Annotated in this window: 11 protein-coding genes; 6 read left to right on the top strand and 5 right to left on the bottom strand. The window is 61.2% G+C overall.

All coding sequences use genetic code 11. The features are described 5' to 3' along the window. Window positions 1-31: 31 nt before the first annotated feature. Complete coding sequence (locus Q8O29_RS08195; protein WP_305561681.1) at window positions 32-949, bottom strand: alpha/beta fold hydrolase; 918 nt, start codon at window positions 947-949, stop codon at window positions 32-34. Between the two features lie 95 nt (window positions 950-1,044). Next, window positions 1,045-1,761, bottom strand: coding sequence for a ribosome biogenesis GTP-binding protein YihA/YsxC (gene yihA / locus Q8O29_RS08190; RefSeq protein ID WP_305561735.1), 717 nt, complete (start codon window positions 1,759-1,761; stop codon window positions 1,045-1,047). A gap of 221 nt (window positions 1,762-1,982) precedes the next feature. Between yihA and Q8O29_RS08185 the strand changes: the two genes are divergently transcribed. From Q8O29_RS08185 to Q8O29_RS08165, 5 genes are all read left to right on the top strand, one after another. After that, complete coding sequence (locus Q8O29_RS08185) at window positions 1,983-2,627, top strand: c-type cytochrome (RefSeq protein ID WP_305561679.1); 645 nt, start codon at window positions 1,983-1,985, stop codon at window positions 2,625-2,627. 173 nt (window positions 2,628-2,800) lie between these two features. Next, window positions 2,801-5,014, top strand: coding sequence for a cytochrome c biogenesis protein ResB (locus tag Q8O29_RS08180; protein ID WP_305561677.1), 2,214 nt, complete (start codon window positions 2,801-2,803; stop codon window positions 5,012-5,014). Next, complete coding sequence (ccsB, locus tag Q8O29_RS08175) at window positions 5,011-6,363, top strand: c-type cytochrome biogenesis protein CcsB (protein ID WP_305561675.1); 1,353 nt, start codon at window positions 5,011-5,013, stop codon at window positions 6,361-6,363. Before Q8O29_RS08180 ends, ccsB begins: the two co-directional genes overlap by 4 nt. A gap of 81 nt (window positions 6,364-6,444) precedes the next feature. Beyond that, window positions 6,445-7,443, top strand: a complete 999-nt coding sequence (gene msrP / locus Q8O29_RS08170) for a protein-methionine-sulfoxide reductase catalytic subunit MsrP (protein ID WP_305561673.1) — start codon at window positions 6,445-6,447, stop codon at window positions 7,441-7,443. Continuing rightward, the gene (locus Q8O29_RS08165; RefSeq protein ID WP_305561671.1) at window positions 7,443-8,093 is read left to right on the top strand and encodes a sulfite oxidase heme-binding subunit YedZ; all 651 of its coding nucleotides are present in this window, start codon (window positions 7,443-7,445) and stop codon (window positions 8,091-8,093) included. The genes msrP and Q8O29_RS08165 overlap by 1 nt, the downstream gene beginning before the upstream one ends. Before the next feature lie 37 nt (window positions 8,094-8,130). On the opposite strand, the gene lysA is transcribed toward Q8O29_RS08165, so the two are convergent. Continuing rightward, window positions 8,131-9,423, bottom strand: coding sequence for a diaminopimelate decarboxylase (gene lysA / locus Q8O29_RS08160; RefSeq protein ID WP_305561669.1), 1,293 nt, complete (start codon window positions 9,421-9,423; stop codon window positions 8,131-8,133). Window positions 9,424-9,434: 11 nt separating this feature from the next. Beyond that, window positions 9,435-9,713, bottom strand: coding sequence for a lipoprotein (locus tag Q8O29_RS08155; protein ID WP_305561667.1), 279 nt, complete (start codon window positions 9,711-9,713; stop codon window positions 9,435-9,437). A 12-nt stretch (window positions 9,714-9,725) separates the two neighbouring features. Between Q8O29_RS08155 and cyaY the strand changes: the two genes are divergently transcribed. After that, window positions 9,726-10,061, top strand: coding sequence for an iron donor protein CyaY (gene cyaY, locus Q8O29_RS08150; protein WP_305561665.1), 336 nt, complete (start codon window positions 9,726-9,728; stop codon window positions 10,059-10,061). On the opposite strand, the gene Q8O29_RS08145 is transcribed toward cyaY, so the two are convergent. After that, window positions 10,062-12,488: a penicillin-binding protein 1A gene (locus tag Q8O29_RS08145; RefSeq protein WP_305561663.1), complete on the bottom strand. Its 2,427-nt coding sequence runs from the start codon at window positions 12,486-12,488 to the stop codon at window positions 10,062-10,064. Window positions 12,489-12,687 lie beyond the last annotated feature (199 nt).

Genomic DNA, 12,687 nt, shown 5'->3' with positions numbered 1-12,687 from the left:
TAAGCTATCAAAAACAGAGCGTCGAAAGGGTTCAACCCAAGCTGAGAAAGTCCTGCAGCGCGCGCGCCACCAGGCCAGGCTGCTCGTGCACGATCCAGTGCGAGGCACCCGAAATCTTCTCTAGCCGCATGTTCGGCACAAAGGCTTCGAGCCCGTCGATCAGCGCCGGTGGCAGGGCGATGTCGTCCATGGCCCAAAGCACCAGTGTCGGCAGCAGCACCGTCAGCAGCTCCGGCGGCAGGGTCACTGCGGCGGCGGCTGGATCATTGGGGCGTGGCGGGCGCAAGGGCGAGGCGCGGTAGAGGTTGCAGCCACCGGTCAGCCCGGCGCGCCATACCGCGCGGTACTGGTCCTTGACGTCTTCCGTCAGCCAGGCCGGCGCGCCGCTGGCCTGCGGGTCCTTGCCATTGGTCAAAAACTGCCAGAGCCGACGGAAATCGTCCTCGGCCAGCAGGGCCTCCGCGTCGGGGCGGATCAGGAAGTTCATGTAGGCGCTGGAGGCCTGCTGGGCCGGCGAATGCTGCAGCTCGCGCAAAAACGTGCCGGGATGTGGCGAGTTGATGATCACGAGTTTTTTCATCAACTGCGGCAGAGTTGCGGCGACGCTCCAGGCCACCGCGCCGCCCCAGTCGTGGGCCACCAGTGCTTCAAGCTCGCCGCCAGGCGCGACCAGCGCCACCAGCGCCGCGATGTCCTGCACCAGGTGTTTGGCGCGGTAGGCGGTGAGGTCGGCCGGTGCGCTGGATTGTTCAAATCCGCGCAAATTGGGGGCGATGCAGAAATAGCCACCGTTTTCAGGCTGGGCAAAGTGTTCGAGCAGGCCATCCCAGACAAAGGCCGCTTCCGGAAAACCATGCAGAAACATCAGCACCGGCCGGCTGTTGTCGCCCGCCATGCGGCAGGACAGGGTGATGCCGTGGGGCAAGCTCAAGAGGCGGGTTTGGATCATGGTGCTATGCATTTAGTAGCTACTCACGCCCATCTGTCGTGGGCTGGAGGCGGATATCGCTCAAAAAAAATGCGAAGTGAAACGACCCGCCGGTGTTACCCGGCTTGGGGCTCGTCCGCAGCAGGTGGGGCAGCCGTTGCCGCCTCTGCTTTGGCAGCCGGATGCGCCCACTGCCACAGGTGCTGGGCCACTTCCTCCACGCCTTGCCGCTTCAGCGCTGAAAACAGTTTGACATCGCCGCCGCCGGCCTGCAGTCGCACAATGGACAGTGCCCTGGCTGCTTCGGTCTTGTTGAGCTTGTCGGACTTGGTCAGCAGCAGCAGGAACTTCAGGCCCTCCTCGACGCGCGGACGGATCACGTCGAGCAGGATTTCGTCGAGTTCGGTCAGGCCGTGGCGCGGATCACACAGCAGCACCACGCCCCTGAGCGTGTCGCGTGTCTGCAAATAATTGCCCATGACCTGTTGCCAGCGGGCCTTGGCCGCCTTGGGCACTGCGGCATAACCGTAACCGGGTAAATCGGCCAGCACCGCATCCATGACACCCTGTTTGCCGAGCGAGAACAGGTTGATGCTTTGCGTGCGCCCTGGCGTCTTGGACGCAAAGGCCAGGCGGTTGATCTGGGTCAGTGTGTTGATGCAGGTGGACTTGCCGGCATTGGAGCGGCCGACAAAGGCAATTTCCGGCACCTCTAGCGGTGGCAGGTGCTTGAGTTCGGGTGCGGTGGTCAGGAATTTGGCCGTGTGTAGCCAGCCCATGGCAATCTTCGCCTCGGCAGAGGGGGGCACTTGCGCCGCCAGGGCCGCCGCCATTTTGGCTGCCGCCACTTTGGGGATGGGACGCTTGTGGCTGGGCTTGGGCGTTTTGATGGGGGTGGATCGGGGAGATATGCTCATATTTGGGATTGTCCCCCAAGCCATTGTAAAATCAGGGAGTTTTGCGTTAAGTTGCTGCCCCGACGGGGCTTTTTATGCAGCTTGAGGCGTGCGCCAATTGCCAAGTCCACTTTAGAGCCAACCATTAAACTCCCGATATGAAGCCAGTTTCCACTTCGTTGTTTACTTATTTGTTTGCTGCCCTGCTGGCTGTGCCTGCCCTGTCCATGGCAGCCGGGGAGGCCGCCCCGGCCAAGGTTGCCAAACCCGATCTTGTGAAGGGCGCAGCGACTTATGCTGCGGTCTGTGTGGCTTGCCACGCCGCTGACGGCAACTCGGCGATCGCCGCCAATGCCAAACTGGCGCAGCAGCATCCCGAGTACCTGGTCAAGCAGTTGCAGGAATTCAAGTCCGGCAAGCGCAAAAACGCCATCATGCAGGGCTTCGCCGCAGCGCTGTCGGATGACGACATGCGCAACATCTCCTACTGGGTCGCCTCCAAGCCTGTCAAGCCCGGTTTTGCCAGGGACAAGGCACTGGTCGCCCTCGGCGAGCGGATTTACCGCGGTGGCATTTCCGACCGCCAGGTACCGGCCTGCGCAGGCTGTCACAGCCCCAATGGCGCCGGCGTTCCTTCCCAGTACCCGCGCCTGGGCGGCCAGCACGCTGAATACACCGCAGTCCAGTTGACGGCATTCCGCGACGGTGGCCGCAGCAACAGCCTGCAGATGAACCAGGTCGCCGCCAAATTGAACGACCGCGAGATCCGTGCGGTTGCCGATTACATCGCCGGTTTGCGCTAAAGCCGCCGGCCAGCGCCCTGCACAGGCAGGGCCGGCTGCTTTTTTGCGCAAATACAGCGCTTTCTTGCGGTTTGTATTGAACCTCGGTCGACATAAACACTCCATACCGAGGCGGGTCTTGATGTAGGCCCGCCTTTCTCATTGCAGCCCACCTTGCCCATTGCCCCACTCGCATGACAGTTTCCACCCACGGCCTGCGGCTCAAGTCCGGCTCCCACGCCCTTCGCTCCAGCGTCGAGCTGCTGTCGTCCATGCGGTTTTCCATCTCGCTGCTTACCATCATCTGTATCGCCTCGGTGATAGGCACCGTGCTCAAGCAGCAGGAGCCGAGCAGCAATTACGTCAACCAGTTTGGCCCGTTCTGGGCCCAGGTGTTCGACACGGTCAGCCTTAACACGGTGTACAGCGCCTGGTGGTTCATACTGATTCTGGCTTTCCTGGTGATCAGTGTCAGCCTGTGTATCAGCCGAAGCGCGCCCAAAATCCTGAGCGAGCTGAATCAGCTCAAAGAAAACATCCGTGAACAAAGCCTGAAGGCGTTTGGCCACCGCGCCGACGGGGCACTGGCCGATCTGCCTGAAGCGGCGGCCCGGCGCATCGGGCAAACGCTGGTGCAGGGCGGCTGGAAGGTCAAGCTACAGCAAAGAAGCACGCCGCTGGGCGAAGGCTGGATGGTGGCCGCCAAGGTGGGCGCCGCCAACAAGCTCGGTTACATCGCGGCGCACAGCGCCATCGTGCTGGTATGTGTCGGAGGCTTGCTTGATGGCGACCTGATGGTGCGGGCGCAAATGTGGTGGAATAATATCTCCATCTACACAGGCGGCGGGCTGATTGCCGATGTGCCTGCACAGCACCGCCTCAGTGCGCGCAACCCCACCTTCCGGGCCAACCTGTTGGTTGCCGAAGGCACGCAGTCCAGCACCGCCATCTTGAACCAGCCCGGTGGCGTGGTGTTGCAGGATCTGCCTTTTGCCGTTGAACTGAAAAAATTCATTGTCGAGTACTACTCGACCGGCATGCCCAAGCTGTTTGCCAGCGAGATCGTGATTCACGACAAGCAAACCGGCGAGAAAATTCCGGCGCGCGTCGAAGTCAACCACCCGGCCCGGCACAGGGGCATAGAGATTTACCAGTCCAGCTTTGACGATGGCGGCTCCAGCGTCACGCTCAAGTCGGTACCGATGGCCAGCAGCGGACCGCCTGCGAGCAAGGTCTTTGATATTCAGGGCACGATTGGCGGCTCCAGCAGCCTGACCAACGGCGCGGAAAAAATGACACTTGAGTACACCGCGCTGCGTGTCATCAATGTCGAAAATTTTGCCGGCTCGGGCAGTCTGGGGGCGCCCTCGGGGGCGGATGTGCGCAAGGTCGATTTACGCCAGGCTATTCAGGCTATTGATTCGCGCCTCGGTGCCGCCAACAAAACCAGGGAGAACAAGGAGTTGCGCAACGTCGGCCCCAGCGTGACCTACAAATTGCGTGACGCTGCCGGTCAGGCACGCGAGTTTCACAACTACATGCTGCCGGTCAAGATGGACGCTGCAGAGGCCAGCCCGACGCTGTTTTTGCTGGGAGTGCGGGAGACCCCGGCCGAGCCGTTTCAGTACCTGCGCATCCCTGCCGATGAGCAGGGCAGCATGGACGGGTTCCTGCGCCTGCGCCGGGCGTTGGCCGACCCGGCCCAGCGCGAGCGGGCGGTTCAGCGTTATGTGCGCCAGGCCATCGCTGCCGACCGCCCCGACTTGGCCGGGCAACTGACGGCTTCCGCGTCGCGGGCGCTGGCGCTGTTCGCCGGCCCCGAGCCGGCGGCAGGTGGCAATACCAAAGACACACCGCTCGCCGGGCTACAGGCGATGTCCGACTTCATGGAAGCCAACGTGCCTGAGGACGAGCGCAACCGCGCCGGCGAGGTGTTGGTGCGCATTCTCAACGGCGTGCTGTTTGAGCTGGCCCAACTCACGCGTGAGCAAGCCGGCCTCGAGCCGCTGCCGCGCGATGACAGAACGCAGGCCTATATGGCGCAGACGGTGCTTTCCCTCAGCGATGCGCACCATTACCCGGCGCCCGTGGCGTTTGCGCTGAAGGACTTCACGCAATTGCAGGCCAGCGTGTTTCAGGTTGCGCGCACGCCCGGAAAAAACATTGTTTACCTGGGTTGTGCCTTGCTGATTCTGGGTATTTTTGCGATGCTGTATGTGCGTGAGCGCCGTCTCTGGATCTGGTTGACGCCTGCTGCCGGACCGGCGCATGCCGCAGCCTCCCAAAAAGGTCCAGTATCAGGCGCGGGCAGCTTCGCTACCATGGCCATGTCGATCAACCGAAAAACCATGGATGGCGACAGGGAGTTCGAGATGTTGAAAACAAAATTTTTACAGGGGCCACGATGAACACCACCACCACCCTGAGCTCGCGCACTGCGGATGCGGCGACCATCAGCCTCCAGGAAGGCTATTTTGCAAAGCGCAATCTGCTGGACTGGATTTTTGCGGCATTGACGCTGGTCGGCGGCGTGTATGCGTTTACGCGCTACGGCGCTTTCATGGACGTTTATGAAAAAGGCATCTTGCTGGGCGCCATTCCTGCTGTGATTGCGATGGCCTGGTTCTGGCGGCCACTGCGCGCGCTGGTGCTGCTGGTGGCGGGTTTTTCCCTGCTCGGCATTGTGTCTTACCAGGGTGACCTGGCGCGGGCCGAACAGGTGTTCTGGCTCAAGTATTTCCTGTCCAGCCAGTCGGCGATCTTGTGGATGAGCGTGCTGTTTTTTATGAGCACGGGTTTTTACTGGCTCGGCATGTTCGGCAAAGGGCAGAGCGACACCCTGGAATCCCTGGGCTCCAAAATTGCGTGGGTGGCTGTCGGCATGGCGCTGGTGGGCACCATGGTGCGCTGGTACGAAAGTTACCTGATTGGAACCGATGTCGGCCACATTCCGGTCAGCAACCTGTACGAAGTGTTTGTGCTGTTCAGCTGGATGACAGCGGCGTTTTATCTCTACTTCGAAGCGCACTACAAGACCCGTGCCATGGGTGCGTTTGTGATGCTGGTGGTCAGTGCGGCGGTGGGTTTCTTGCTGTGGTACACCGTGGTTCGCGGGGCGCATGAAATCCAGCCGCTGGTTCCGGCCTTGAAAAGCTGGTGGATGAAGGTGCACGTACCGGCCAACTTTGTGGGCTATGGCATGTTCTCACTGGCGGCCATGGTGTCGCTGGCCTATTTGATCAAGCAGCAGGCTCTTGAGACCCGCTGGTACAGGCTTACGCCGCTGTGGCTGCTCGGTGTGGTGTTGGGTTTGGTGCCGATCGTTTTCCGCGCAACGCCCGCCAGTGCGGGTGGCAGCAATTTCTGGGAGGGCTACTTACTGGTGTCGGGGTTGATTGCCGCTGTTATTTTGCTGGGGCGCAAGCGCATTGCGGCCAGGCTGCCTAGTTTTGAAGTTCTTGACGATGTCATGTACAAGTCGATTGCCGTCGGCTTTGCGTTTTTTACCATCGCCACGGTGCTGGGCGCGCTGTGGGCGGCCGAAGCCTGGGGCGGCTACTGGAGCTGGGACCCGAAGGAGACCTGGGCCCTGATTGTCTGGCTCAACTACGCCGCATGGCTGCACATGCGGCTGATGAAAGGCCTGCGCGGTACCGTGGCGGCCTGGTGGGCGCTGGTGGGGCTGGCCGTCACCACGTTTGCCTTTTTGGGCGTGAACATGTTTCTGTCGGGCTTGCACAGTTACGGAACGTTGTAGGCAGCGTTTGAATCCTTGTAAGAAGTGGCTGCGTATCAAGACTAACCCTCAATTGCCGCCCCAGCCCACAAGGACACAAACATGCTCATCAAAACCCTCCGTAGCGGCTTCATCCATCCGGTTTCCAGCGAGATCACGTCTCAAGGCGTCTACCAGCAGCGGCGTGATTTGATCAAACTGATGGCCAGCGGCGCAGCCGGTGCGGCGATGGCCGGCTGGGCGGGTCGCGAGGCGCTGGCACAGGCCGTGGCCAAGCCCGGAAAACTGGCCGCCTTGCCCGGCGCCAAGTCCGCCGTCGCCGGCGCGGTGACCATGGAAAAAGTCACCGATTACAAAGACGTGACGAGCTACAACAATTTCTACGAGTTTGGCACCGACAAAGCGGATCCTGCCAAAAACGCCCACATGCTCGTCACCAAGCCGTGGACGGTGGCCATCGAAGGCCTGGTCAAGCAGCCTAAAACCTGGGCCATCGAAGACCTGATCAAGCTCAACGCCCAGGAAGAGCGCATTTATCGGCTGCGCTGCGTCGAGGGCTGGTCGATGGTCATTCCATGGGTTGGTTATTCCCTGGCCGAGCTGATCAAGAAGGTCGAGCCACTGGGCAACGCCAAATACGTCGAGTTCATCACCCAGGCTGATCCCAAGACCATGCCTTTTGTCGGCTCGCGCGTGCTTGACTGGCCTTATGTGGAGGCACTGCGCATGGACGAAACGATGAACCCGCTGACGCTGCTGACCTTCGGTATGTACGGCGAGGTGCTGCCCAACCAGAGCGGCGCGCCAGTGCGCCTGGTGGTGCCCTGGAAATACGGTTTTAAAAGCGGCAAAAGCATTGTCAAGATTCGCTTCACCGACAAGGAGCCGCGCACCGCGTGGAACAAGGCCGCCGCCAACGAATACGGGTTTTATTCCAATGTCAATCCGGGCGTGGACCATCCGCGCTGGAGCCAGGCGACCGAGCGCCGCATTGGCGAAGACGGCCTGTTTGCGAAAAAGCGAAAAACCTTGATGTTCAACGGCTATGAGGCGCAGGTCGGCCAGCTCTACGCCGGCATGGATCTCAAGAAGAATTTCTGATGAGGGCTGCCAATGCGGCGTTGATGCACCCGGCGGCCAAGCCCCTGGTGTTTGTGCTGGCGCTGCTGCCTTTTGCCTGGCTGTTTTACGGCGCCTTCACCAACAACCTGGGTGCGAATCCGGCCGAGCACCTGATCCGCGCGACCGGTGATTGGACGCTCCGCTTTTTATGCATCGTGCTGGCGGTCACCCCTCTGCGAATGGTCAGCGGCACGCTGGCGCTGGCGCGTTTTCGGCGCATGCTGGGTCTGTTCACTTACTTTTATGGGGTGATTCACTTGCTGAGTTACAGCTGGTTTGACATGGGCTTCGACGTACCCGAGATCATCAAGGACATCATCAAGCGTCCCTTCATCCTGGTGGGTTTTTCAGCCTTCCTGCTGCTGACGCCGCTGGCCGCCACGTCCTTCAATGCCGCGATCAAAAAGATGGGCGCCAGACGCTGGCAGACGCTGCACAAGCTGGTTTACCTGATCGCCGGGCTGGGCCTGCTGCACTTTTTCTGGATGCGTTCGGGCAAGAACGACTTTGCGGAAGTTGCGGTGTATGCGGTCATTCTTGCGGTGCTGATGGGCTGGCGTGCCCGGCAACATATGAAGAAAAAACGCCTCCAGCCCATGCCCGTCGTCCCTGGTCAGCTATCAAAATAATAGTGATGCAAGCCTGGATCGCCGGGCCAGGCGTCAGTCAGCCGGAAACCAGCTGCTCGTGCCGCATCTGGTCGGCGGCGGTCTCCCGGCGGCGAATCACATGGGCCTTTGTGCCGTCGACCAGCAGCTCGGCGGCCCGCCCGCGCGTGTTGTAGTTGCTGGCCATGCTCATGCAATAAGCGCCCGCCGACAACACCGCCAGGCAGTCACCGGCCTGTACCGCCAGCGCGCGGTCGCGGCCTATCCAGTCGCCGCTTTCGCACACCGGGCCCACCACGTCGTAGGTGGCTTCTGGTGTGCTTGATGAAGGCACGACCGGCACGATGGCGTGGAAGGCTTGGTACATGGCGGGACGCGGCAGGTCGTTCATCGCGGCATCGATCACGCAAAAATTCTTCTGTTCACCGGGCTTGAGGTAAAGCACCTCGGTCAGGCAGACGCCGGCATTGCCCACCAGCGAGCGACCCGGCTCGACCATGAGCTTTTTGCCGCCATGCCCGCGTGCATCCAGTTTGGCCAGCAGCTCCTGCCAGAGGGCGTCTGCGGCCGGTGGTGTGTCCTGGTTGTAATTGATACCCAGACCGCCACCAAAGTCGATGTGTTCAATCGTGATGCCCGCGGCTTCTATGCTGTCGACCAGGTCCAGCACCCGGTCCATGGCATCCAGGTAAGGCGTGGTCTCGGTGATTTGCGAGCCGATGTGGCAGTCGATGCCGACCACCCGCAACCCCTGGAGCGACGCCGCGTGCCGGTAAATCCGCAGTGCATCCTCATGCGCCACACCGAACTTGTTGTCCTTGAGGCCAGTGGAGATGTAAGGATGGGTTTTCGGGTCGACATTGGGGTTGACACGAATGCTGACTGGCGCCACCTGGCCCATGGCCAGCGCCACCTCCGACAGCACGTCCAGTTCAGCTTCGCTCTCGACGTTGAAGCAGCCGATGCCGGCCGACAGGGCCTGTTGCATTTCCGCGCGTGTTTTGCCAACACCAGAAAAAATGACCTTGCGCACATCGCCGCCGGCGGCCAGCACGCGTTCGAGCTCGCCACCCGAAACAATGTCAAAACCGCAACCGGCCTGCGCAAACACCTGCAGCACGCCCAGCGAGGAGTTGGCTTTCATGGCGTAGCAGATTTGCGCATCGCGCCCAGAAAAACCCTGCTGGTAGGCCGCCAGCGCCGCCAGCATGGCGGCTTTGGAGTACACAAACAGCGGCGTGCCGTGTTCCTGGGCCAGCGCGTGCAGGCTGGTCTCTTCCAGGTGCAACTGGCCCTGCCGGTAGGCTAGCTGGGGGGCACCCGGCAAATCTGTCACGGACGCAGCGGGCATGTTCGGCGCGCTCATCGCGGTGCCGAGGTGGGGGGAGCGGCGGGTGGCGGCTGCGGGATGTTGGGTGTCTCTACCGGTGTGCCGAGGGTGCTGGCCGGCGTGACCGGCGTGACGCCCGCCGTGGGAAGCGCTTTCGGCGGCGGCGGGAAAAACAGCGGGCCTTTCTGGCCGCAAGCCGTCAGGCCGGCTGTTGCGGCCAGCGCCAGCGCCAGCGTGCAAAAGCCATGACCCGCGAAGACGACGCTGCCACGGCCTAGAATTTGAGCTCGAATGTGTGATCTTGCAAACATGATGGGATTGTAATGACGGACCTGGATTACCTGGACCATGCGGAGGCTGCGCTCAATGCCATTGAAATGGCCTGCGACCGCATCAACGAGGAGACCGATGCGGATGTGGACAACCAGCGCACCGGCGGCATGATCACGCTGAGTTTTGTCAATCGCAGCCAGATCATCATCAACCTGCAAAAACCCTTGCAGGAAATCTGGCTGGCCGCCCGCGCCGGCGGCTTTCATTACAAGCTGGTTGACGGCCAATGGCGCGACACCAAGGATGGCAGTGAGCTGTTTGCCGGGCTGTCGCGTTACGCCAGCGAGCAGGCCCGTCAGCCGCTGGTTTTCAGCGCACCTTCCTGATTAGTTTTTAAACAGATCCAGGATCCGTTTTCTTTCATCGCTAGGGGGCGGTGACTGAATCGCAGCGCCGGGCGGTACCGGCTGGCCCTGAACAGGGTTGTCCGCGCCCGCGCCGGGGGCAGGCTTGTCGCCCAGACCGACGCTGCTGACGCCTGAGCCTTTGGCGTATTCGTCGTAAAACCATTCACCGCCGATGTTGACCACCCCCTCGGGCGGCGTGAATTCGGTGACCGGCACGCCCTTGAGCGCATATTCCATGAAGTTGATCCAGACCGGCAGACTCAGTCCGCCGCCGGTTTCCCGGTCGCCCAGCTTTTTGGGCGTGTCGTAGCCCATCCAGACTGCGGCCGTCAGCGTCGGCTGGTAGCCGACAAACCAGGTGTCGATCGAGTCATTGGTCGTGCCGGTCTTGCCGTACAGATCGGGCCGTTTCAGCGTGGCCTGGGCTTTGGCGGCGGTGCCCGTGCGCGCCACTTCCTGCAACAGGCTGGACATGATGAAGGCATTGCGCGCTTCGATGCCGCGGACCGACTCATCCAGGCCGGGGGCCGGGGTTTCGATGACGGTGCGCCCTTTCTGGTCGGTGATTTTGGTGATCAGGTAGGGGTTGACGCGGTAGCCGCCGTTGGCGAAGACCGAATAACCGATAGCCATCTGAAGCGGTGTCACCGAGCCGGCACCCAGCGCCATGGTCAGGTAGGCCGGGTGTTTCTCTGCGTCGAAACCGAAACGGGTGATCCATTCCTGGGCGTGTTTCGCGCCGACGGCCTGCAGCACCCGGATGGAAATCATGTTTTTTGATTTGGCCAGGCCGCGCCGAAGGCTCATCGGACCGTCAAAGGTGCCGTCGTAATTTTTCGGCTCCCAAGGCTGGCCGCCGGTGACGCCTGCGTCAAAAAACAGCGGCGCGTCGTTGACCACGGTGGCCGGCGTGAAGCCTTTTTCCAACGCCGCCGAGTAGATGAAGGGCTTGAAGCTGGAGCCGGGCTGGCGCCAGGCCTGGGTAACGTGGTTGAACTTGTTCTTTTCGTAGTCAAAGCCGCCGACCAGCGCGCGAACCGCGCCGTTGCGCGGGTCGATTGCAACAAATGCGCCTTCGACTTCCGGCAACTGCGTGATCTCCCAGGTATTTTTAGGTGTTTTGGTGACGCGGATCAGGGCCCCCCGCCGAATCTTGATATTCGGCGCGGCCTTGTCGGCCAGGCCGGACTGGGCGGGTTTCAGGCCATCGCCGGTGATTTCTATGGTCTCGCTGTTCTGGCGCACCGCGACGATTTTTTTCGGACCGGCTTCCAGCACAATGGCCGACATCACGTCGTCGTTGTCGGGGCTGTCGGCCAGGGCATCGTCAATGGCGTCTTCGGTTTCCTGGGGATCTTTGGACAGCTCAATGAACTTTTCGGGCCCGCGGTAAATTTGCCGCCTCTCATAGTCCATGATGCCTTTGCGCAATGCTTTGTAGGCCGCCGTCTGGTCGGCGGCGCGCAGGGTGGTGTAGACATTGAGGCCACGGGTATAGGTTTCGTCACCGTACTGGCTGAACACCAGTTGGCGAACGGTTTCTGCCACAAACTCGGCGTGCACCCGGGCGGCGTCCGGTCCGGATCTGACCTTGAGCTGCTCGGCCTTGGCCACTTCGGCCTGCGCCGGGGTGATGAAGCCGTTGTCCTGCATGCGGTCAATGATGTAGAGCTGGCGTGACTTGGCGCGCTTCGGGTTGCTGACCGGGTTGTAGGCGGACGGTGCCTTGGGCAACCCCGCGAGCATGGCCGCCTCGGCGATGCTGACGTCCTTGAGCGGTTTGCTGAAATACGCCTCCGAGGCGGCCGCGAAACCATACGCGCGTTGCCCCAGGAAAATCTGGTTCATATAGATTTCGAGGATCTGGTCCTTGCTCAGCAGATGCTCCAGCTTGAAGGTGAGCAGTATCTCGTAAATTTTGCGGGTGTAGCTCTTCTCCGTGGAGAGGTAGACATTGCGCGCCACTTGCATCGTGATGGTCGAGGCGCCCTGGCTTTTGGCGCGGCCCATGTTGGCCAGACCGGCACGGATCACGCCGATGTAGTCCACACCGCCGTGCGAGAAGAAGCGCGCATCTTCGATGGCCAGCACGGCGTCCTTCATCACCTTGGGGATGTCGGCAATCGGTGTCAGGTTGCGGCGCTCCTCGCCGAATTCGCCCAGCAACACGCCATCCGACGAATACACCCGCAAAGGCAGTTTGGGCCGGTAGTCGAGCAAATCGGACACGTCCGGCAGGTTCGGGTAAGCCACAGCCAGGGCAATCGCCACGACCATCAGGACCGCCGCAAGCCCGGCCAGCACCCCCCCCAGGCTCCAGGCTGCGACTTTCAACACGGCAGGCAGCCATGGCAGCTTGGGACCCGAAGCAGTGCGGGATTCGGCGGGCGAGGAATGTGGGGGCATAAGGGTTTACCGTAAGTTCGCGCCAACATTATAAAAATTGACTGTGCTGGAAGACCCGGCGTATGTGAGGTAGTTCACATTTTGCATTTATTGATCAATCGCTGTTCTGGCACCCAATTGGCAAACCAGCGAAAAGCGTCTACTTTTGACAACGGTGATAGTAAGTCAAAAACGAAAAATCCTTTGTTGTACAAGGACC

The organism is Polaromonas sp. (assembly GCF_030689685.1).
Lineage (GTDB): Bacteria > Pseudomonadota > Gammaproteobacteria > Burkholderiales > Burkholderiaceae_C > Polaromonas.
The sequence above is the reverse complement of the archived record's forward strand: the minus strand, read 5'-3'. Positions and strand labels throughout refer to the sequence as shown.